Raw genomic sequence first — 22,622 nt, 5'->3', positions numbered from 1 at the left:
GATGTTCGAAAACATGTAGAAACCATATGTACAATGTTCGAATTACTCTCTTTTTCCCATCAAAAAGCACAAAACCGCCCTTCCATACACCAATTGGTGGAAGAAGTGGCGGCCACTAGATCACATTTCCCCTGTTATGAAATCGATTTCTTCATGCGATATTCCTTCGGTGTACTTCCGAATTTGGCTTTGAACAACCGAAAAAAATAGCTCGGATTGGCATAACCGCATTTTTCCATAATATCTAGGACTGAATGATCCCCGTTCTCAAGAAGATGCTGGGCGTGCTGCAAACGAACTTCATTGATATACTCCGTAAGCGTGAGTTGGTAGCTGTCCTTAAACAGTTTTCCCAAGTACGCGGATGACAGTTTTACGGTCGCTGCAATTGTTTGCTGACTCAGGTTAATATCCGCATACTTCTGATGAATAAGTTCTTTGACTGTTTCGAGAATCATATCATTCCGTTCTACATTCGACGGCTTCTGACCTTCACAAATTTGTGAACATAAGGCTAATAAAGCTAGATACATTTCCTCTAACGTTTCATTCTCTTGCGGAATGTGATGAATATAATCCACATTAAAGCTCATTTTCGTTACGCGATTTTCCATAATTTCAACGACTGTATATTTGATTACCCATGTTAAATTCGTTACGGCGCGGTGAATATCATGATAATGAAAGGTGGCAAAAAGGGAGAACGCTTTCTCAAGCTCAATCCCCGCTTCTGTCATTAAGCCCTTCTTCAAGCTCTCGGATAGTTTACGTTCGATGGCTTCTGGGATTGAGACTCGCTTATTCGCGTTGTTCTCCTTGACCATATCACTCATAATAATGGACTTGTAGCCGAAAATAAGGGTGTACAAGCTATTCTGCAACGCTTGTGTATAACCAAATGACAGCCGTGTCAATTGAGAGATGGGATCGCTAAGTCCACAAGAGAGGCTCAGATCGTAATATGTCTCAATCGTATGCTGAATGTCCCGAAGGATGGGAACAATCCTCTCTGTTTTCGCCACTGTAGGCGCGTCCATCAAGGATACAATGAGAATAATATGATCCCCCCATACCTCTACTGCTTCACAAGGATACGCTTTGGACATCATTTCCTGCGCAATATTCGTGATAGCAAAGCTATGCATCTTCTTCAACGCTAGAGCTGTATGGTTCGTGTACGCTTGAAAATGATCCAAACGAAGGACACACACGATAATTTCGGCAGGGTACGCAATATTCAGTTGATGCTTGTCAATCAAGCTAATCATATCGTGGTGTGAGAACATTTGACCGTCTGTCATAAATTTACGGATGTAATATTTATTGACGATGTGCTCAGAGCTGATTTCTTGCAGCGTATGAGACAATTTCAAATAATTCTCACTCATCGCATGAAGCTCATCCCCCTCAGTTCGCCTCGTAGGTTCACCTCGTGGATGCTGAAATCGAATCCGATGCAGCATATCTTCAATGGGATGATACAATTTATAAGACAACCAGACCGAGATGGCAATCGCAATCAATAGGAGAACGCCAGAGACAACTAACGATTTCACACGTGTCTGAGTGACTTCTGCCATCAACTGGTCATACGACTGTACATACAGAATCGTCCAATTCGGAATCGGATCTGCCATATAGGTAATCATACTTTTCTCACCTTCCACATCCCCAATAACGAATCCGGAAGGATCACCCGTTGCAGACTTATGATTCTTAATGTAGGTGTGGATGGTTTCCTGTGTGGCTTTGCTGCCGTACCCATCTATGTTATGAGAGGAATACAAGCGACCTTCCTGGTCTGCCATAAGAATATCACCTTGCGATCGGCTGCCCGTATCGTTCATTTTCTTCAAGCTGTCGAAGACCCAGTCCGACTTGATATAGAGAACAATGGCGGATTCGCCGCGTGAAAAAGGCTTTAATGATTCGGTTACGACGAACGCGAAGGCATCGATTTGACCGTCCTCACGTTCGAGACTGACTGGAATAAGTCTGGACGTTTCATGTTGGTTGATAGGATCTAGCAACCAATCCGAAATTTTCTTTTTGGTCACACCGCCATCCAACAAGAAATTGGTGGTTGTTCCGTATATCTCATTTTGAGAATGATTATAGACGACCATGGAATGCAAGAAGGAGGAACTGTCCATGATACTGGACATGCGTTGGTAACCGCGAATTAAATCCATTTTGGGTAAAGTTTCATCAAACATCAAAGGAATGAGCAAGTTATCTTTTAAAACAAAGTAAGATAAGTGTGTGATGATTTCGTTCATGTAAGAAAAATTGTACTGCATTTGTGTGAGAATTTTGAGATTCGAGTCCTCTTGAATCCGTTTTACTGACTTTTCCAGCAGATACGTATTGGCAAATGAAGAGGCTAATAGGACAACAACCATCGATAACATGATCGAGCTTAGTACGCGCTGCAAATATTTCTTGGATTTATAGAAACCAAATCCTTTCATAAGTACCAAGCCCCCTCTCGTTATGACGAATTTACTGTGGCCCTATTTGATTATCATCAATATCAACCCAACCAAGCGCATAGGCGGGTGATGTTAGCTCAAGGCGAATCTTTCCATCTGGTAAAGGTATCAATTGAGGATCTGCTATGTGCGAATGGGCATCGAATTTCCCACCCAGTAAGGAGCGCCATGCCTCCCAGTCATAGACATCCCGCCCTAATAAATCTGTTCCTGACGAGGGCAGTGGTAGTTTCCCTGCTACCTGACAAACGCCCTGGGCTCGATCCGTCCAATAGAGATTACAATCCGCTTCAGCAAACTTATCTTCCCGCCAATTGACGAAGTAGTAAAGGTACCCTGAATTAACTATCATGTTCCCTTTCACCGTCACCTCTTTATTCTCTTCACCCGCCATCTCTTGTGTGCCAATTGCAGCTATAGCATCTGGGTTAGACACCAGCAAATTCCCTTGAATGAGGTTGCCAATGCCTTTGGAAAAAATGAGCATCCAGAGCTTCCCCTCCCCTGTGCTGTAGAGACCCGTCAGCACATTCTGGGTAACCGTGAAGTAGTCTGAAGCATCATCCAAATAAATGCCGAAACCAAAAGAAAAATGAATCCCACTATTGTGTAAGCGGTTACTATGAATCGCATTCCCTGCCCCAACACCCCAGGATTCAATCATTCCACCATCCTGACTGTCGATCATGACATTCGAAATATCGTTATAAGCGATGTAATTATTGCGCGTATGCAAGAAATCCCAGTGATTCTCCCACGTTACTGGTATTCCATAAATGCTTGCTGGCATGACCTTATGGCGCAAGCCTTTCAAGGAAATACCATAGCGAGGCATATGAGATATCCGATTATGGGTAATTTGGTTATGTCCACTTTGATACAGCAGAATTCCACAGCCATGCCCAATCAGCTCGCCGCCATACCGAATCACATTATTCGTAATCCGATGCTCTTTATTGGTATAAGAAGCGTCTGCGGATGTAAATGAGCCTTGGAGCGGTGAATAACCTGAGGCACATATCCCCATATACCCCAAATGCTCAATATGATTGCCATGTATTCGAATGTTTCGCGTTTGCTGATCCAAGAAAATACCGCAGCTTCCCGAGTTGATTAGTTGACAATGCGATATTTCAATATCGGCTGCATACTGGATGTAAACCAATCCTTCACGGTGCTCATCTCGCTCTACATTACTCAAGCCCTCGTCTTCTTGAATCATTTGGTAATCGGACCAGAAGTCTGAACAGGAGAAGTGCAGACCATGAATGTCAAGATGTTGAATTGGCTCATCCTGATCTTTGCCTTTGATCTCAATCAACCTTGTGACCGTTGGTACAATAATCTCTTGGTGCAGGGGTGAACCTTTACGCGGCCTGTAGTAGAGCCAACCATCCTTTTCATCCCAGTGAAATTGACCTGGTGCTTGAAGAAAATCAAGTGAACCTTGAATAAAATAACGTGAGCCTTCACCTATTTCCCAAATGGAAGGGAGCTGAAAGGCAACATATCTAGCCTCAGCATCATGAGATTTCACGGATCGCAGCTCTGAGAACCAGTTCCATTCCCCTTTCCCTGGCCAAATGAATACTTGAGCTTGAGTAAGGTCACATCCTACTGGAATGTCTCCATTCCCATAGTAAATACCATCTCGGAAGGCTGCCTCAGCTTCCCCGTCCACTTGAAAATATCCCGTTGCTGGCAAACGAGCTTTCGTTATGCGTTCGCCATCCGCATATAGCGTATGGAAGCTGCTTCTAGCCCCTAACCACGCCCGCCACATGTCGGAACTATAGGGTTCCCAGTTCGTAACTGGCCTGCCACCTATGATATTTACCACTTCACCAGGTACATTACAATAACTAACCCGGTACCCATTCCTGCCTGAATCGCGCTCATCCAATTTCCATGTATTTTCTAAATAATACGTACCACCGAACACAAAGACGATGACATCGTGGTTCATCCCTTTGAGGATGATTTCCCGAACTGTCATCTGAGCTTTGGTTATCGTTAAGAATGGCGCATCTTTACTTCCATCTTGATCATCGTTTCCGGTTGTTGCTACATACAATTGGGTTGCCATAGCCATGAGCTTACTCCTTTACACATCATAATAACCTTATTTATGACTAGGAGCTTGTAGGTATACCACTTTCATTCACTAGGAGCCTGGTTTAAAAGATAAGCCCTTCGCAGTTAGTTCTTCCCGAATCAAATCTCTCGCTTTGGGACCCATGCCATGCAGCTTCATAAGATCTGTCTCGGTAATACGTGTGAAATCATGGAGCTTCGTAATACCTGCCCCTGCTAAAGCTCGCCTCGCTGGACTTGCCACACCTTTGGGAAGTACCCATTGTTCTTCCTCTTGTTTATTCGTTGACAAGGTCTAGACCTCCTTCTTTCGTCCCGCCAAAAAAGTACGCATAACTTGCTCTGCCTTTTGCGCTAAAAGCTCAGGTGTACGACACATCGCCTCCTTAAGCGTCATCGGACCGTTTACAATGCTATGAATACTTGTCATCCCATATTCATACAGCTTCTCAATCCCCTGCCCGACGGATCCTGATAAAACAATAGCTGGCACGCCAAGTTTCGAAGCAGCCTGTGCGATTCCCATCGGTGCTTTGCCGGAGGCTGTCTGGGCGTCGGTCTGACCTTCGCCAGTGATGACGAGTTGGGCATCCTGCAGCTGCTCCTTTAACTTAGTCATCTCGATCACCACGTCGATCCCACGCTTCGTGCTTGCCGGGAAAAACGCTTGAAAAGCGCCGCCAAGCCCGCCTGCAGCGCCAGCTCCAGGCAGATGATGCACCGCAATCCCCGTATGCGCTTCCATCACATCTGCCCAGTTGGTGAGTGCTGCATCGAGCGTTTCAACCATCTCCGGTGTCGCACCTTTCTGCGGTCCAAAGACATAGGACGCCCCTTGCGGACCAATGAATGGATTCGTGACATCTGATGCAATGATAAACCGCGATTCACGAATAACGCGCGCATCCCACATCGAGGCATCAATACGCTTTAGGTCAGACAGAGCTTGTCCTCCTGTATCAATCTCACGCTCATCTGCGTCTAGGAGTCGTAAGCCTAACGCTTGGAGCATGCCGCTTCCACCATCGTTCGTTGCACTACCGCCGAGTGCAAGAATGAAGGAACGATAACCGTGGTCGAGCGCATGGCGAATTAATTGGCCAGTGCCGTAGGTTGTCGCCAGCATCGGATTGCGATGTTCCTCTGGAATTAACTCGAGTCCGGAAGCCGAAGCCATTTCAATCACACACGTAACGCCATCGCCTAAGACGCCATACGTGGCTATCACCTCATCTTGCAACGGACCTCGCACGGGAACTGAGATCTTGCTGCCCTGCGTCGCCTGTACGAGGCTATCAACGGTTCCCTCTCCCCCGTCTGCCATAGGGATGAGGACGGTTTCTGCAGCTGGCATAGCCCGCAGAATTCCATCCCTAATCGCCTTGGCCGCTTCTTCTGAACTAAGGCTGCCTTTAAACGAATCAGGTGCAATCACGATTTTCATAAGTCAACCTCCAGGTCGAACAGCACACGCTTATTTATTAATTAATTTATACAACGCTTGGGTACCACTTTCCTCTTCGCCCATTGCAGCTAATTGTTCATATAGCGATTTGGCAAGCGTTAAGCCTGGAAGCTCTACCTTCATTTCTTCCGCCGATTGCAAAGCAATCTTCATATCCTTAATAAAATGTTTCACATAGAAACCTGGTGCAAAATTATCCGCAATCATGCGTGGCCCCAAATTACTTAACGACCAGCTACCCGCGGCACCTGTTTCAATGCTTTGCAGCACAGTTGTCGGATTAAGACCCGCTTTCTTCGCATAAACAAGCGCTTCGACGACACCCATCATGTTGCTTGCAATCGCAATTTGATTGCACATCTTCGTATGTTGCCCAGCACCCGCTTCACCTTGGTGGACGATATTTGTGCCGATCTTTTGGAAAATAGGCAACATCTGCTCGAACACGTCTCGAGCGCCTCCGACCATAATGGACAATCGCGCTTCTCTTGCCCCAATATCTCCACCAGAAACTGGAGCGTCCAAAGAGAAAAGCTGACGCGTCAGCGCTTCCTCATAAATCCGTTTGGCCAGAGACGGGCTCGACGTCGTAAAATCAATCAGGAAGCTACCGGGCTCTGCCATAGCAATGATGCCATTTTGCCCAAAATAAATGTCTTCGACATCGCTTGGAAATCCGACCATGGTCATAATAACCTGGCATTTCTGCGCTAATGCGCCTGGCGTTTCCTGCCATTGTGCCCCATTTTCCAATAGCTCCTGTGCCTTAGCTTTCGTACGTGTATACACATGAACCTCATATCCCGCATGAATCAAATGTCCCGCCATACTTTTACCCATCACGCCTGTTCCAATGAGTCCTATGATTGGTTGTGCCGTAAGTTCTGTCATATAGATGTCCACCTTTCCCCGTTACCTAGTTGTCGATTTTATCTCCATTTAAACTTATCACCCTCTCTCCTTCTGGTCAAACGTGATATGACGAACAATTTTTGTGCACTAGCGTGCGATTGACGGCGGCGATTAAGCCCTTGCGCACATTATTTGTGCGCTAGCTGGCGATGGGCGGCGGTGATTAAGCCCTTGCGCACATTATTTGTGCACTAGCGTGAGACGGGCAGCGGCGATACCGACCTTGCGCACATTATTTGTGCGCTAGCGTGAGACGGGCAGCGGCGATTAAGCCCTTGCGCACATTATTTGTGCGCTAGCGGGCGATGGGTGGCGGCGATTAAGCCCTTGCGCACATTATTTGTGCGCTAGCGTGAGACGGGCGGCGGTGATTAAGCCCTTGCGCACATTATTTGTGCGCTAGCGGGCGATTGGCGGCGGCGATTAAGCCCTTGCGCACATTATTTGTGCGCTAGCGGGCGATTGGCGGCGGCGATTAAGCCCTTGCGCACATTATTTGTGCGCTAGCGGGCGATTGGCGGCGGCGATACCGCACAGGGATCTGCTTCACTTCCACCAAAAATCCAAAAAAGCCGTTCCACAGGGATAACCACCCTCGGAACGGCTTTTATCAACGTTTAGATACCTTGGAAAGTGAATGCATACGCATAAGTTCTGTTCGCGAATAACGTAAACTCGGGATGTGTTCTTGCTCCCCAACTATCGTCTCCGCCAACCCCCATCTGCTTGTAATTCACACGAACCACAACTTTATCACTCGTAGGCAGCTTGTAAGGGTGATTATGTGCTTCCAGCTCGGATGGCGAGTATGGCAATGCATTGAGCTCTACGGTTGGTAAGCCTCCGATGCGGAGTCCGCGCCCAGCCGCATTCGTGATTGTCGCCCAGCGAACATCGGTCTTATTGCCACATTCCTGTGGGCGCAAGTATGGAACGAATTGCTCTTCGACAGTTCCGTTATGAAGCGCAAGTTTAGCTCCTACATTGCGATCCCAGTGATTCTCATGTGGCCCGCGACCGTACCAAGTCAAGTTCTCGAAGGCAGCATCTAGTTCGAACATGACGCCCACTTCAGGAATTTCTGGCAATTTATTACCCGGTGTTAATTGCATCCCTACTTCAACTTCCCCGTTTGCTGACACTGTGTAAACAAGCTGAACTTCAGAAGCCGGCTTTGTTCCCAGTTCATAGCATACCCGAACCTCAGCGTGTCCTGCATCCAATGATTTCGCGTTCAAGGAAAGGAGCTTACGTCCGCTGCCTGCTTCTTGCCAAGGTGCACAACGAATGTGGTGCTGATTCCCGCGATCGTTATCGGTATAGGCACGCCAGAAGTTAGGTACTGGCCCACTTTGGAATAACTCGACTCCGTCAAATAAGTAAGAAGTGATATCGCCAGTTACTGCGTCAACTCGAAGTGCAAAACGCTCGCCTTGCAAGCTGATGCTTTCAGCAGTGTGCGTGACTTGAACAGCTGCCTCCGCAGAGAGTGTAACCGCGGATTCTTGTTCCACTTCCCAGTTGCGTGCATGAGCCGCTGCATTCACTGCAGGAAGAATAAACTGCTCCCATGCGATTTCATGTCCTTTTACTCCCCACAATGTAGCGTCTCTCAGAACCAGACTTAGTGTTAACACGAATTCATCGTTCGGGAAAAGACTTTCAACAGCATCAAGTGCTAGCTCAACCGTTGTAGTTTCACCTGGTGCAACTGCGAATGTTCCGGTAAATGGTTTACTTTCCACTAAACCATTGCGTGCAATCGTCCAAGTCCAATCATATTCATTCAAGTTGGTGAACAAGAATTGATTGGTTACTTTGAATTGTCCCTTAGCCACATCTACCGCTTCGAACTTCACATTCTGGTAGCACTTTTTCACTTCGTGCAGCTTCGGTGAAACCGAGCGATCAGCGAAAATCAAGCCATTGCCACAGAAGTTGCCATCATTCGGCGTGTCGCCAAAATCCCCGCCATAGGCATGATACGAGATGCCATCTGGCGTCGTTGTGCGAATGGATTGATCGATCCAATCCCAAATAAATCCACCTTGTAAGACAGGGTATTGATCAAACAATTCCCAATATTTAAATAGGTTACCACAAGAGTTCCCCATCGCATGACTATACTCACAAAGGATAAATGGCTTTTTCGGATTGTTTTTGGCGTATTCTTCGATTTTTTCAATTTTGGAATACATTTGACTTTCCATATCCGACGCTCTTTCTGATTCGCGCCACCAGAACACGCCTTCATAGTGAACAACCCGGGAAGGATCGGCTTCACGAAGGAAATCATGCATTTTGAAGAAATTATCTCCACCAAAAGACTCATTCCCCAAAGACCAAATGACAATCGACGCATGATTCTTGTCTCGCTGCATCATGGAGTTTGCACGATCAAGCACAGCCCCCGTCCACTCAGGACGACTTCCTGGCACCGTTTCACCTAATTCGAATTGCGGGTAACTCCATGAGCCGTGGGTCTCCAAATTCGTTTCATCAATTACATACAGACCATATTGATCACAAAGCTCATACCATAACGGATTATTCGGATAATGCGAAGTCCGTACAGCGTTGATATTATATTGTTTCATAAGCAAAATATCGGCAAGCATGCTTTCCGCATCAACGGAACGTCCGCGATCACGATCAAATTCATGACGATTAACACCTTTGAAGACAATGACTTCACCGTTAATTTTCATCAAACCATCTTCAATCTCAAACTTGCGGAAGCCTACTTTACAGCTTTCCGTCTCGAGAAGCGTGCCCTCTTCATTTACTAAACGAAGAACGAGTGTATACAGGTATGGACTTTCAGCGCTCCATTTGGCTGGACGATCCATATGCGCGGACAATTCCACGGCTTGGCTCGCAATGTTGCTTGTTTGAATGCCTACTCGAAGCGGCGCTTGCCATAGGGCTTGCTGCTCACCATCGTATAGCATCGCTTCCACATGATGTACGCCTTGGCTCTTCCCATCATAGTTCGTGATCGTCGCTTGAATGTGCAGTTCAGCATCCTCGCAAGCCGCGTCCAAATTCGTATTTACTTTGAAATCAGCAATATGTGCCGTTGGTGTCGTATACAGATACACATCGCGGAAAATCCCGCTCAAACGCCAGAAATCCTGATCTTCTAACCAGCTTGCATCACTCCAACGATACACTTCTACAGCAAGCTTGTTCTCACCCTCGATCAAATAAGGCGTAATATCAAAATCCGCTGGTGTAAAGGAATCTTGGCTAAAACCAACCAAATCACCATTCACCCATACATAGAAAGCTGACTCCACACCTTGAAAGCTTAGATACACAGGTTGGCCGTTCCAACCCTCAGGGATTGAGAAGCTGCGCACATAAGAGCCAACAGGGTTATACTTTACAGGGGCAAATGGGGGCTTAAGATCCTCGTGACCTACCCATGGATAAATAATATTTGTGTATTGCGGAAAATCAAAACCTTGCAGCTGCCAATGTGACGGCACAGGCATATCCGCCCAATTCCTAGTGTCGAAGTCCGTTTTGAAGAACTCCTGCGGGCGGGCTTGCGCGTTTTCTGCAAAATGGAATTTCCATGTGCCATTCAAGTCTTGATAAAATTGCGATGCATTCCGAACTCCAGCCAGCGCTTCTGCTTCCGTATGATAGGGCATCAGCGTCGCATGTGCATCTAAGCGATTCAATTGATAGATGTGCGGATTATTGTTCCATTCGGGGTAACCGTTTTCAGGAGCCGTGTATACAAATTTATTCGCCATGGATGATTTTCCTCACTTTACGTTTTTGAATAAGGATTTTGTTTATCACCTTATTGTACAAGACAATTATTTCTTTTAAAATATAAGAAATAACGCATGATATATTAAAAAATGAAAGAGATGGTTATTCCTTGGCTAGTGATTATCGAAAGTTTTTTGTCATTACGGAAACAGACCGCAAGCTCCCACTCATTCTTGAAACGATCGGCTATGAGAGCGAACAGCAATATTATCAACGCGAAGAAGGCTATCCTTGCTTTCATTGGCTGCAAACGATTTCCGGCAGCGGCGAAATCATTCTAGACGGCGTCCCCGTCAAGCTGAGTGAACGGCAAGGCATGCTGCTGGCTGGCGGAGTCCCTCATGCCTATCAAGTGCCAGATACACCTTGGTCGACGTGGTATTTAACCTTTGATGGTGCGTTAGCAGCCTCTATTGTACATGCTCTGGAAATCCCACTTTCTACGCAAATTAGCTGGGGATCCGAGACGCCGCTCGCTAGTATTCACGAATATTACTATCATAAATATCATGATAGTCACGATTTCACCGGCACCAACGGTTCCTTGGAAATCTATCAATTCCTGACGCTGTTAAAGAAGCACGGCATTATCAATAAAAGCGCCTCCTTCTCGCAAAGTCATGAGCGGCTTCTGCCGCTCCTGCTCGAGCTGGAGCATAGCTTCGGCGCTGCTCACGTTGGGCTTAGCTGGATGGCGACTCAGCTCGGAGTCTCAGCGCAGCATGTGAATACATTATTTCGCCGTGCATTCGGGCTCTCTCCGTACCAATACCTGCTTCAGCTTCGCCTGCAGAAGTCCAAAGAAATGCTGATTGCGCAGCCTGATCAGACAGTGAAGCAAATCGCCGAAGCCACTGGCTTTCTTGATGCATCGCATTTCATTTCCACCTTCCGCAAAGCCGTTGGGCTGACGCCGGATGTATTTAGACATCCGTATTTGAAGTAAACGTGAGATCTATTGGCTACTTGTAGCCAATAGATCTCACGGATGTGCCAAATAACTGGAAAAAATCCATCTATTTCTGTCTATTTGGCCTCAATTTGAACTTTAGATGGAAAATGTACAGCTATTTCTCTGGGTTCTTTCTAATTTGTTGAGAAAGTGAGAAATTAACTGTACTTTTTACATTTATTTGAAATATATCTTCGTTTCAGTTGAAATTAGATGTATGTTTTCCAGTTATTGTGTTTACTTGTTGGTGAGGTTGGGTTGCTTGAGTTGTTGGGGTGGGCTGGCGTTGTCGGAGTTGCCGGGGTTGTCGGAGTTGCCGGAGTTACCGGAGTTGCCGGGGTGGGCTGGCGTTGTCGGAGTTGCCGGGGTTGCCGGGGTTACCGGAGTTGCCGGGGTGGGCTGGCGTTGTCGGAGTTGCCGGGGTTGTCGGGGTTGCTGGGGTTGCTGGGGTTGCTGGGGTTGCTGGGGTTGCCGGGGTTGCCGGGGTTGCCGGGGTTGCCGGGGTTGCTTGGGTTGCCGGGGGTTGCCGGGGTTGCCGGGGTTGCCGGGGTTGCCGGGGTCGCTGGGGTTGCTGCTCGTGCTGCCATCAGTTCCGAAATTGCTACTCTAGCCAATGTTTCAGTTGAGTTATTCTCCTCGAATCGTTCGAGATGTCCACTTCTAAACAAAAAAAACCGCCACAGCGGTTTTTCAAAACATTGGCTTATGAAATAGAATGATTAGGAATGAATTCACGATGCACTTCGAGCAGCTTTTGGACGAAAATCTCAAAGTCTAGTAAATTCGACGAAAATTTGAAATCGGTTACACCTGTGTTGAAATCAATAACACTTAGCGCAACGCGATTAAGGGGATACTCGGGTATGGGGTCAGAGGCAAGTGAAATATTTTTGAACGGGTAAATGGATGTTTCACCGTAGAAACGAAGCACTGTCAAATGATCATCTCTAAACTCCAACGAAATCTGTTGTTCCGAATCCGTGAAACGCTTCAGTGTACTCATCAAAGATCAATCCTCCTCTTGTCCTTTATTTTACTCTTAATTTCGAACATTAAGAAGCCCATTTTGTAAATATCGTTACTCCATATAGCGTTAGCAGCAAACAAAAACCCTCGCCAATGACGAGGGTTTCCAAGTTTATTTATACTTTTGAATGAAAGCAATCGCACTAGCAATATCTTTCTCTGGCTGTTCACCAACTTCACGCTCAATGGTTAGGTAGCCTTTGTAGCCAATTTCTTGCAGCGCACCAAAGTAGCGTCCGAAATCAACATGACCTTCACCTAACGCTAGCTCACGGTACATATCTCCTGATGTTGCCGCCTCAGCAATGTCCTCGTGTGTCATCGGCTTATAGCCTAGTGAACCGTACACTTCACGCGGATCAACTTGACGAAGACGGACACCGTCCTTCACATGTGTATGAACGATATAATCTTTCAACGTGTAGACACCTTGAACAGGATCATCTCCGGTTACCATCACCATATTCGCTGGGTCAAAGTTAACGGATACACCTTTGGTGGATAGGTTATCTAGAAAGCTTTTCAAATGTGCCGACGTTTCAGGCCCTGTTTCTACTGCGAAATAGGCACCTAAACTGCTCGCATACACACCCAGTTCTTCACATGCTTGCAGCATCGTTTGATAAATGGGGCCATTCCGATCCTCGGGTACAACACCGATATGCGTCGTTACCACGGACGAACCTAGTTCAACCGCAAGATCAAGAATGCGCTTGGATTTCTCAATTTTCGCTGCATTAACGGTTTGATCTTGAAAACCATGTCCACCTAGATCCCCGCAAAGTGCCGAGATTTGAAGATCTAACGACGCGATGTAGTCACGTAACTCTTTACGTGCTCCCGCCGTTAAATTAGCAGGATCCATCTCTCCAGAAACCGCATAAATTTGGACGCCATCTGCTCCTAGCTCTTTCGACTTCTTTAATCCGTCTCGTAGTCCAAGACGCAAACTATCTACCATAATACCGATTGGATTGATTACCATGTCTTCAAACACTCCTTATCGCGAGCTTAACGTTAGTTAATTTCGTCCCAAATTCTACGGATATTTTGTAATCCGATCAATGTGCCTCGCTTACACTCTTCCATTCCCTCAAATTCCAGGGAGATGTAACCATCGTAACCTGAGCTTTTGACCACACGCAGGATTTCAGGAATATTCAAATCACCTTGCGCCACAATCGCTCCGCGCAAATAGGTGCCGTAGGAAGACTTAAACCAGCCTTCTCCTGGATTCTGATTAGAGGGGCGAATGTAGAAATCCTTCACATGGACAATAGAAGCATAAGGAAGATTATTCGTCACAGCGGCAACGGAATCCTCGTCCACACAAACAAAATTACCAACATCCAAAGTTGTTTTGAAATTCGGACGATCCACAGCATGAATCAGGGCTTGAACACGTTCACTATGCTGTACGAAGAAACCGTGATTCTCAACACTCGTTACAATCCCAAATTGGTTCGCATAATCAGCGATTTGACGACAAGCTACTGCTAATAGCTCCAAGTTAGCATTGAAATTACGAATCGAGAGATCCTCACTTCGAGCAACATCATGCCGCATTTTCTTTACACCTAATCGGGCAGCCAGGTCAACCTCGCCCTTCACACGCTCGATTTCTTCCTGATACTGCTCTTCTGTTTCGGTCAGGAAATTAGCGCCGATAGCATAATTGGAGATATCAATACCTCGAGCCTGAGCTTTCTCACGAATCGCATCCGCAAGCGCAAAGTTACCCGGTAAATCATAACCCAATGGTACAATCTCGACATGTTCACCTCCCTGATCCGCAATCCAATCGATGACGTCCATAATCGACATTTCGCCAGACTTTAAAGCCTGATATAAGCTATATGTGCTAACCCCTAATTTCATATGCGCTCCTCCAATACTCCTATGCTCCGATTCGTTCGGGCTACAATCTGATTTCTTGTCCCTTTGCTGCGGATTCATAAATACCGCAAAGGATTTTCATCATCTCAAGACCATCTTCAACCGGGCTGATTGGTGTTTCGCCTGTTTGACAACAGGATACGAAATGATTAATCTCATTTTGGAAAGCGCCATTGATGTCAATCGATTTGTTATTGATTTGAGGCGTCACATTCGTAATCGTATCCAATATCTCTGTTACGAACACAATCTCAGGCTCAAGCTCAACGCCACCTTTGTCACCATAGAGCTTGACAGCGATTTCATCCTTTTTGGCATGCAGCGTGAAACTCACATCCACCATAAGGGAAGCCCCATTTTCAAAACGAATCAGCACATTCGCCAAATCCTCAACTGTATTGCGCTCCGCATCATAGTCGGCTGCTTTATAAAAAGATAAGTTCTTCACATTCTTCCGGTTTCCAAGCTTGTTATACGTATGCCCACTTACTGCAACAGGCTTCGGTCTGCCCATCAAGTACCAACACACATCAATCACATGCACACCAATATCAATCAGCGGTCCGCCGCCGGAGCGTTCAACATCAGAGAACCACCCGCCTGGATTTCCTAATCGACGAAGGCAAGATGCTTTGGCATAATAAATCTCACCTAATTGACCATTATCTATAAAATGCTTCACTAACTGAGCATTCGTATCATATCTTCTTACAAATCCCACTTGCAGAATTTTTCCTGTTTCACGAACCGCATCTTGAATGCGTTGCGCTTCTTCCACTGTTTTGCATAGCGGCTTCTCTACCAAAACATGCTTACCAGCATGAAGAGCAGCAATACTGATCTCGGCATGTGTATTATTCCATGTACAAATACTGACAGCATCAATCTCAGGGTTAGCCAAAAGCTCATTATAATCAGTATAAATGTTCGCAATGTCATACTTCTCCGCTTTCGCGGCAGCACGTTCACGATTAAGGTCACAGACAGCAACAATAACAGCATCCTCTGATTTCGTATATGACGCAAAGTGCAAATCTGAAATTGAACCTGCACCAATAACACCAATTCTCAATTTGTTTATGCTCATTGCACATTCAAGCCTCCTTTAAATAACTACTCCTTAAAGTTAACATGCTTTGGACATAGCGAGAATACCTAGTATAAGCAGGTGCATGGACTATATGTTCAAAATCGCACCGAAGGTTAACCGTTGTTCGCTCAGGGTAGTAACACAATTTTTCCTGTACTTTGCCTACTTTCGAGTAATCGATGAGCTTCAGCGCCATCCTCCAAGGCAAACGTTGTCACGGAATCCATCTTGAGACTGCCGGCACGAAGTGCGTCGAACAAAGCATGGGCCCGCTCGATCCGATTCGCTAAACTAGTCACATGATTCCAGAGGTCACCACCTGTTAAGGTTTTGGAGGTATCCATCAGCATTCTTGGATCTACATGGGCTGGATCCCCACCGGCCATACCGTAGAATACGACGGTCCCTTTCGTTTTTACCGCAGCGAAGCTGTCCATTAAAGTGGAGCCTACCGAATCATAGACGACTCGGACACCTTCTTTGTCTTGAGACCACTGTAACACCTCTTGGACCCAGTCTGTAGAATAAAGGACGATATGGTCTGCACCCGCGTCCAGCGCGACTTGCTTCTTCACTTCCGAAGAGGTGAGACCGATCACCTTTGCACCTTTACTTTTACACAGTTGGATCAAAAGCTGACCCACACCGCCTGCAGCGGCATGGATCAGAACTTCATCCCCGGCTTGGACGCGATAGCTGTCGTTCACCAAGTAATGGGCAGTCATGCCCTGTAAAAGCAGGCCCGCCCCATGTTCAAACGAGATGTCTTCCGGCAATGGAATCGCACGGTCTACAGGAACAGCGACAAGCTCTGCATTGGCAAAGGGGACATCGGCAAAAGCGATCCGGTCCCCAATTCGAATATGCTTGATGTGTTCTGGCACGCTTTCGACGATCCCGGCACCTTCATACCCGAGAATATACGGCGGCTCCCCTGCCAAATGATAATTTCCTTTGCGACGATAGACGTCTGCGAAGTTGAGACCAATCGCTTTCGTCCTTATCAGAATTTGATCCCCATTTACGATAGGTTCTGGAATTTCTTTATATTCAAGAACTTCGGGTCCGCCGAATTGTGCGAAAGTTAATGCTTTCATAAGTGACCTCCCACGCTTAATTAACCATTGTTATTTTAACATATCCCATTGTGGAACCAAAAAAAAGTATCCCCACCCGCTCTACAGCGAATGGTGACACTTGGATATTAACGATTTATTATTTCTGGCTGCATAGGTAAATCCCTATAGGGCATCGGCTTATTGATGTAATATCCCTGTATACCCCAGCACTGCATAGCGGCGAGCATGTTGAAGTGATCACTTGTTTCAATGCCTTCCGCGACAACTTCTAAGTTCAATGCTTTCGCCATAGCTAGAATAGCCCCAATCAATGGCACATTGCCATCTGCGATGAAGATGCGATCAATCTTCAGCTTATCAATCGGCAGCTGCGTCAGCATACTTAACGATGAATATCCCGTTCCGAAATCATCCAAAGCGATGGTAAAGCCTGCATGACGCAACTTACCAAGAATGAGTTGTACCTCATGCAACGAGTGCAGTGTCGTACTTTCTGTAATTTCAAGTTCCACGGAGGTCGGGTCTACCCCCTCCTCTTGCAAAATTTGCAAGACCTGGGCAACAAAATTCAATTCATTGAGTTGGATGCGTGAGATATTGACAGATATTTTGAACAAAGGACCGTACATTTCCTTCAACTGATGCCAATCCTTACAGGCTTGACGAATAACCCAATAACCGATAGGCACGATCAGTCCTGTTTTCTCAGCAATAGGAATAAAGTCGCCAGGCTGTATGTACCCGCCATTCTCGCTATACCATCGTAGGAGTGCTTCCGCGCCAATAGCCCTTTCCGAGGCTGGATTATAAATAAGCTGATAATGCAAATGAAGTTCGTCCTTATCCATGGCTTGTGAAAGAGCTAGTTCATGGATAAAATTCTCGACATGATCGTATTTAGAAGATGCTTCATACAAATGATAGCGCTTTCGACCCGTTCCTTTAGCGGTGTACAAAGCAATGTCAGCTTGCTTTAACAGATCTTGAATAGTTTCATTGTGCTTTCGCTCTGCGATTCCGATACTCACATTCACTCTCACGGCATGTTCATCGACACGGAAGGGTTCATGGAAAAGCCCGCTTAATTGGCCCGCTGTCTCTTCGATTTGGTCGGATGCGATTAAATCCACGACTACGAATTCATCTCCACCGAGTCGAACCAGTACATAACGACTATCACCAAACACCTCAATCAATCGGCACGATACTTCAACAAGCACCGAGTCCCCCGCCTGATGGCCGAAAGTATCATTAATATTCTTGAAATTATCCAAATCCATTAAATAAATCGTGGGAGGTTCCAGCACATGCTCGAGTAAGTATCTGCGATTGAACAAATTAGAGAGATCATCTTGATAAGCATAATTGTACAGGGTATTCTCATGCAGTTTCCGTTCTGTAATATCTCGAGTCACCGAAAAAATAAAACTAACATTCCCATTCTCGTCCAGAATAGGTGTTAAAATGCTCTCTCCGCTTACAGTCCCGTTTGGTAATATAACGCCATCTTCGTATCGAATCGTCCGACGTTCCTCGAGTACTCTGGCATATTTGTTATATAAGTAATTCGCCATTTGGCTCGAATTTGATTCAAAAAAAGTAGTTCCCATTCTATCCATCGTGATTCCACTAAACTTCGTAGCAGCATTATTTACGTAGTAATACGTGATTTCAGGCCCTGTCGCTTTCATAATGTAAATAGAGTCTTCAATATCATCCAGCATCATTTGCAGTAAATTCAAATCCAATGTTGTCGTTGCAGGAATTGTCATCCGTAGGACTCCTTTATTCGAATAACCTAAGCTTTTTGGCCCGCAATAGGCAGTTTGTACTATGTATTCGACATCGTACTTTTGGATCCCTTCCTGAGTAGTTCCACATTCTCCATTCTATTCATTAAAGCGAGTTGTACAGTTATGACTCCAATAATCGTTTTGTGCTACTCATAATCGTTTTACCACCTTATTCGTCTAGCGCTTCATCCCTTACAATGACAATATGAAAGTAAATAAAAGCTTGCAAATACGGGAGGTTACACGAATGATAACCAAAGGTAATCCATTCTCACTCAGCCAATATGTCAACGAAGGCTTTAGCGGACCTATGCAAGGACTCTCCCTTGAGGAATCCGAAATGTACTATAACCACTTTTTCGAAGTAATTGAACAGAATAAATATGAACCTGGTCCTTCCAAAATGAATTTGTCTGCCTGGCATCAGCGCCATCATTGGGCCTATACGCTAGCTACACATCCAAGTATCGTAAACGCGATGAAGCAGATTCTCGGAGATGATTTGGTACTATGGGCCATGCATTTCTGGTATAAGGAGCCTAATAACGATAAATTCATCCCATGGCACCAGGATATTAATTATTGGCCGATGGAGCCTGCGATTAATGCGACGGCCTGGGTGAGCTTAGGCTGGTCGATTCGTGAAAATGGTTGTCTTCGAGTGATTCCAGGTACACACAAATCCATCGTTGAGCACGTTTCAACGGGAACTGATCAAAGCGCTTTCGAGCAAGGATTGCCTGCGGAGTCCATCGATGAATCGTTAGCCATAGACCTTGAGATGTCTCCAGGGCAGATTGCCTTCTTTAATGAAGCTACCTTCCATGGTTCTGAAAATAATAAATCGAATATACCGCGTGTAGCCTTTTCCGTTCGCTATACAACCCCTGAGGTCAAGTTCAAAATTGACGAATGGGGCGGAGACACTTCGCGCATCCGTACCTTCCTCGTGAATGGTGAGGATCGCTTGAAACGCAACGAAGATATCAAGGGCGTCGTGCCGCAAGATTAGTTAGGAAATCGCTGTCACCTCCGCATCCAGCATGATAGAATAATAAGACTAGATCGTGGGTGCGGAGGGATACGCATTGAATTCTTTTCAGATGATGATCGAAGCATTAGAAGTTCGCTTTCTGCATCTCACACAATATCAGCTAGATTATCATTGGCAGGCCAAAGAGCGTAAATTGCGGCACTGTGTGCTGTGGTTCGTGCATAAGGGAAGCTTCCAACTTACGATTGATCAAACCGCGTTCCGTTGTAAAGAAGGGCAAATTATCATTCTGCCTGCTCATAGCTTAATTAGCTTTCACGCCATTTCGGATGATCTGCTGTTAACCAGCATTAACTTTGATGCCGAAATCTCCTTAGTCAGCAATCGAGGATGGGTACAGCTTTTAAATATTCCGCTCGTTTACGAGGACAACACTAACTCGATTGAACGCATTATTCATGAAATGCATACAGCTGAGCGTAATGCGACATCTTTCGTTCATCTGCTGCAGCAGTCTTCGCTGCTACGAATTATATATGAGTTGCTGCATCATGGAGGCGTGACTGAGCAGAGTACCAACTATTCGCAGTTGGATAAGCGGATTCATACTATCATCCATTATCTCCATGCACATCCACAACAGATGCCAGAAATTAATGAACTGGCTGAGCTTGTTCAGTTGAGTGATTCCCATTTGCGTAAATTGTTTATCAAACAAACTGGACAGGCGCCACTTCATTTTGTACACAGTATTAAAATTGAGCAAGCCAAAAAGCTTCTCGCTACTAGCGAGAAGCCCGTGTCTCAAATTTCTTATGAGCTTGGCATTGAGAATGCCAACTATTTCTCGCGCATGTTCAAAATCAAAACCGGCTTAACCCCGCTGCAGTATCGGCAGCAATTCGGACTATGGTTGAACGATTAGGTGGAGCTTTCAGAACGTGGAGGACGCATGGTTAGATGCAAAAACTACAGCTAAATCCGTCGATTTCGCCAAAATGATAGAAATAACCAGAAAACCTACAGCTAATTCGGGCTTATCTCTGCATTTGCAGCTAAAACCTGAAATATAGCTGTAGGTTTTCCATTTAAATGTTATATCGTACTAAAAATGGATAAATTAGCTGTGTTTTTTACATTTATCTCCCCAATGAGACTCCTTGAGGCACCTCGAGAAAGAATCTACTCTACTCCAGCTCCAACGTAACCCATATCCTTACCTGGTCTCCCACCTCAGCTGCAGACAGATCAATTAAGTAGACAATCTCTGTCCCGCCCTCGTGATTCTGATGTTCCACGGTTTCAATCGAAGCCTTCAACTGTTTCGCATCATAACGAATTATTTGCTGTCGCTCACCCAAACCAAGCTCCAACCGAATTTCTCCATCCTGCACGATAACCGGTTTATGTTGTGTGACGAAGCGTTCCGTTACCGAAGCACCTGACTCAAGGAACGCAAACGTATCCGAAATCGTCAGCTTGCCTCGCAGTTTATCAAACTCGAAGTTTCGCTCAAGCTTCTCAAGTGTTGGCACGGCATAGGCTTGACTCAGTTCAAGCTTGAATCTGTCACTTCCCTCCGTACATTCTGCTGCCAGTAACTCTGCACGATGATCGATGCCAGCTTCCTGATGTTTACCGTTGATGATCGGAACGCTGTGACCCGCTGAGCTGTTACAGAGAATTGAATACCGCTCCTCACCGAAGTATTGCTTCGTATATAGACCTGCTCCCAAATCTTCAAACCATCTGACACCATCGACGATCCATATAAAGTGTCCGATGTCATTGTGATTATGGGGTTCATCGTTATGCCCGCCTTTTGCCGCAAAGCTAACAAGCTTGCTTCCCACCTTCGCCCTGCTCACCATCCATTGTGCTTCTGGCAAGAAATCTGTTTGCAATGGCATTTCTTCACGTTCACGAAGCAGATCTTCATTCAACCACACCACGTTCCGTATGGCACTTGCGAAGCGGCCACAATGATCAATCGTTGCAGGCTGATTGTCTAAGGTCGGAATCCGAATCTCAGCAAACTGCTCGCATAAGCGGCTGAAGATGCCAATTTGAATTCCATTGTTCCGCGAGCAATCGGAGAAATTGGCGATATGATTGCCTTGCAGGAAACAACTTTGCGGGAATTGGGCAACTCTCCGAGCTTTGGCACTCGCTTGCAGAATATCCACTTTACCGCCTGTACGCTGCTTCAGAAGCTCACTGAAGTACACATAGTAGCCGAAACCATAATACCAGTAGCCTAAGCCTTCCAAACAAGCGCCTTCCTCTGAAAACCCCTCAAGAAAGCAATCCATCGCTGTGAGTACTCGTGTAATGACAGGCATCAGTACTTTCGAATCCTGAATAAGATAAATGGCCGCCATCCCAATATTCCCTGCACACACAGCGGACCAATTGATTTCGCACGTTTCCCACCAATAGGCTCTCTTGAGCGTCACGTAAGGTTCGAGAACTCGCTCCATAATTTCGCGTTGTACTCTTCTCACGATGAGACCATTTAACTGATCGCGGAACATATGGCAAGTCTCACTTAACGCATGTGCCGTTTCTGAAGCGAATAAATCAATATGCTTATATTCTTCTCCCTCTGCAGCAGCATCATGGTTCATCAAATGAGCAGGCAAACACCACGTATACTCATCACAAATAGCCCATATTGTATCTTCCAAAGCATGCAAATAAGGATCAACACCATCCTTCAGCGCAGCCACAACCAAAGCCGCTAACCGCCGACGACGATCGAAATACAAAGCCTCGAATTCGATACGTGTTCCCTTTGAACGATACAAATCCCACTCTCGAAAGGGTAAGGCTGCAATTGGCGTGCTCCCGAACTCCTTAACCAATGGTGATATTTCATTATAAATGGTAGTAAGTAGTGGACTTTCCGTATGCCTAATTGGTGATGTGGCAATCTGTAAAGCTTCTTGAAACAAACTGCCATGATCACTTTCAGCTTCTAACAAAGCATTTAATAGATATCGACTATTCATAGCCACTACCTCCCTATGTGAATGTGATTTCG

General features: G+C 45.8%; 16 protein-coding genes. 3 read left to right on the top strand and 13 right to left on the bottom strand.

The annotated features are described in order from the left end of the window. Positions 1 to 134: 134 nt before the first annotated feature. The 6 genes from HQN88_RS07865 to lacZ all read right to left on the bottom strand — a co-directional run bounded on the left by HQN88_RS07865 (position 135) and on the right by lacZ (position 10,727). Positions 135 to 2,471 carry an AraC family transcriptional regulator gene (locus tag HQN88_RS07865; RefSeq protein ID WP_173109833.1) on the bottom strand — a complete coding sequence of 779 codons (2,337 nt, stop codon included), beginning with the start codon at positions 2,469 to 2,471 and terminating at the stop codon, positions 135 to 137. 31 nt (positions 2,472 to 2,502) lie between these two features. Beyond that, positions 2,503 to 4,584, bottom strand: coding sequence for a right-handed parallel beta-helix repeat-containing protein (locus tag HQN88_RS07860; protein ID WP_173109830.1), 2,082 nt, complete (start codon positions 4,582 to 4,584; stop codon positions 2,503 to 2,505). Between the two features lie 72 nt (positions 4,585 to 4,656). After that, the gene (locus HQN88_RS07855; protein WP_173109828.1) at positions 4,657 to 4,878 is read right to left on the bottom strand and encodes a helix-hairpin-helix domain-containing protein; all 222 of its coding nucleotides are present in this window, start codon (positions 4,876 to 4,878) and stop codon (positions 4,657 to 4,659) included. Positions 4,879 to 4,881: 3 nt separating this feature from the next. Beyond that, positions 4,882 to 6,030 carry a glycerate kinase gene (locus tag HQN88_RS07850; RefSeq protein ID WP_173109826.1) on the bottom strand — a complete coding sequence of 383 codons (1,149 nt, stop codon included), beginning with the start codon at positions 6,028 to 6,030 and terminating at the stop codon, positions 4,882 to 4,884. A 30-nt stretch (positions 6,031 to 6,060) separates the two neighbouring features. Continuing rightward, positions 6,061 to 6,942, bottom strand: a complete 882-nt coding sequence (locus HQN88_RS07845; RefSeq protein ID WP_173109824.1) for an NAD(P)-dependent oxidoreductase — start codon at positions 6,940 to 6,942, stop codon at positions 6,061 to 6,063. Between the two features lie 638 nt (positions 6,943 to 7,580). Further along, on the bottom strand, positions 7,581 to 10,727 hold the full coding sequence (lacZ, locus tag HQN88_RS07840; RefSeq protein ID WP_173109821.1) for a beta-galactosidase, LacZ type: 3,147 nt from the start codon (positions 10,725 to 10,727) through the stop codon (positions 7,581 to 7,583). Between the two features lie 131 nt (positions 10,728 to 10,858). On the opposite strand from lacZ, the gene HQN88_RS07835 reads away from it, so the two are divergent. Next, on the top strand, positions 10,859 to 11,695 hold the full coding sequence (locus HQN88_RS07835) for an AraC family transcriptional regulator (protein ID WP_173109819.1): 837 nt from the start codon (positions 10,859 to 10,861) through the stop codon (positions 11,693 to 11,695). Between the two features lie 709 nt (positions 11,696 to 12,404). On the opposite strand, the gene HQN88_RS07825 is transcribed toward HQN88_RS07835, so the two are convergent. The 6 genes from HQN88_RS07825 to HQN88_RS07800 all read right to left on the bottom strand — a co-directional run bounded on the left by HQN88_RS07825 (position 12,405) and on the right by HQN88_RS07800 (position 18,564). After that, the gene (locus HQN88_RS07825; RefSeq protein ID WP_173109815.1) at positions 12,405 to 12,704 is read right to left on the bottom strand and encodes a hypothetical protein; all 300 of its coding nucleotides are present in this window, start codon (positions 12,702 to 12,704) and stop codon (positions 12,405 to 12,407) included. 135 nt (positions 12,705 to 12,839) lie between these two features. Next, positions 12,840 to 13,712, bottom strand: a complete 873-nt coding sequence (locus HQN88_RS07820; RefSeq protein WP_173109812.1) for a sugar phosphate isomerase/epimerase family protein — start codon at positions 13,710 to 13,712, stop codon at positions 12,840 to 12,842. Between the two features lie 32 nt (positions 13,713 to 13,744). After that, on the bottom strand, positions 13,745 to 14,605 hold the full coding sequence (locus HQN88_RS07815) for a sugar phosphate isomerase/epimerase family protein (RefSeq protein ID WP_173109810.1): 861 nt from the start codon (positions 14,603 to 14,605) through the stop codon (positions 13,745 to 13,747). Between the two features lie 40 nt (positions 14,606 to 14,645). After that, positions 14,646 to 15,710, bottom strand: a complete 1,065-nt coding sequence (locus HQN88_RS07810; protein ID WP_216855660.1) for a Gfo/Idh/MocA family protein — start codon at positions 15,708 to 15,710, stop codon at positions 14,646 to 14,648. Between the two features lie 131 nt (positions 15,711 to 15,841). Continuing rightward, a complete protein-coding gene (locus HQN88_RS07805; RefSeq protein WP_173109808.1) occupies positions 15,842 to 16,810 on the bottom strand; it encodes a quinone oxidoreductase family protein in 969 nt (322 codons plus the stop codon). A gap of 107 nt (positions 16,811 to 16,917) precedes the next feature. Further along, a complete protein-coding gene (locus HQN88_RS07800; RefSeq protein ID WP_173109806.1) occupies positions 16,918 to 18,564 on the bottom strand; it encodes a putative bifunctional diguanylate cyclase/phosphodiesterase in 1,647 nt (548 codons plus the stop codon). Between the two features lie 268 nt (positions 18,565 to 18,832). Between HQN88_RS07800 and HQN88_RS07795 the strand changes: the two genes are divergently transcribed. After that, a complete protein-coding gene (locus HQN88_RS07795) occupies positions 18,833 to 19,597 on the top strand; it encodes a phytanoyl-CoA dioxygenase family protein (protein ID WP_173109804.1) in 765 nt (254 codons plus the stop codon). A 76-nt stretch (positions 19,598 to 19,673) separates the two neighbouring features. Continuing rightward, complete coding sequence (locus HQN88_RS07790) at positions 19,674 to 20,504, top strand: AraC family transcriptional regulator (protein WP_173109802.1); 831 nt, start codon at positions 19,674 to 19,676, stop codon at positions 20,502 to 20,504. 262 nt (positions 20,505 to 20,766) lie between these two features. Here HQN88_RS07790 and HQN88_RS07785 read toward each other — a convergent pair whose 3' ends face one another. After that, on the bottom strand, positions 20,767 to 22,590 hold the full coding sequence (locus HQN88_RS07785) for a heparinase II/III domain-containing protein (protein WP_173109800.1): 1,824 nt from the start codon (positions 22,588 to 22,590) through the stop codon (positions 20,767 to 20,769). Positions 22,591 to 22,622 lie beyond the last annotated feature (32 nt).

It is taken from the genome of Paenibacillus qinlingensis (genome assembly GCF_013204845.1).
Lineage (GTDB): Bacteria > Bacillota > Bacilli > Paenibacillales > NBRC-103111 > Paenibacillus_E > Paenibacillus_E qinlingensis.
This window is presented reverse-complemented; position numbering and strand designations above follow the sequence as displayed.

Coding starts and splice junctions, on each gene's coding strand:
- HQN88_RS07865 (WP_173109833.1), bottom strand. CDS start 2,471: ATGAAAGGATTTGGTTTCTATAAATCCAAGAAATATTTGCAGCGCGTA.
- HQN88_RS07860 (WP_173109830.1), bottom strand. CDS start 4,584: ATGGCTATGGCAACCCAATTGTATGTAGCAACAACCGGAAACGATGAT.
- HQN88_RS07850 (WP_173109826.1), bottom strand. CDS start 6,030: ATGAAAATCGTGATTGCACCTGATTCGTTTAAAGGCAGCCTTAGTTCA.
- HQN88_RS07845 (WP_173109824.1), bottom strand. CDS start 6,942: ATGACAGAACTTACGGCACAACCAATCATAGGACTCATTGGAACAGGC.
- lacZ (WP_173109821.1), bottom strand. CDS start 10,727: ATGGCGAATAAATTTGTATACACGGCTCCTGAAAACGGTTACCCCGAA.
- HQN88_RS07825 (WP_173109815.1), bottom strand. CDS start 12,704: ATGAGTACACTGAAGCGTTTCACGGATTCGGAACAACAGATTTCGTTG.
- HQN88_RS07820 (WP_173109812.1), bottom strand. CDS start 13,712: ATGGTAATCAATCCAATCGGTATTATGGTAGATAGTTTGCGTCTTGGA.
- HQN88_RS07815 (WP_173109810.1), bottom strand. CDS start 14,605: ATGAAATTAGGGGTTAGCACATATAGCTTATATCAGGCTTTAAAGTCT.
- HQN88_RS07810 (WP_216855660.1), bottom strand. CDS start 15,710: ATGAGCATAAACAAATTGAGAATTGGTGTTATTGGTGCAGGTTCAATT.
- HQN88_RS07805 (WP_173109808.1), bottom strand. CDS start 16,810: ATGAAAGCATTAACTTTCGCACAATTCGGCGGACCCGAAGTTCTTGAA.
- HQN88_RS07800 (WP_173109806.1), bottom strand. CDS start 18,564: ATGACAATTCCTGCAACGACAACATTGGATTTGAATTTACTGCAAATG.
- HQN88_RS07795 (WP_173109804.1), top strand. CDS start 18,833: ATGATAACCAAAGGTAATCCATTCTCACTCAGCCAATATGTCAACGAA.
- HQN88_RS07785 (WP_173109800.1), bottom strand. CDS start 22,590: ATGAATAGTCGATATCTATTAAATGCTTTGTTAGAAGCTGAAAGTGAT.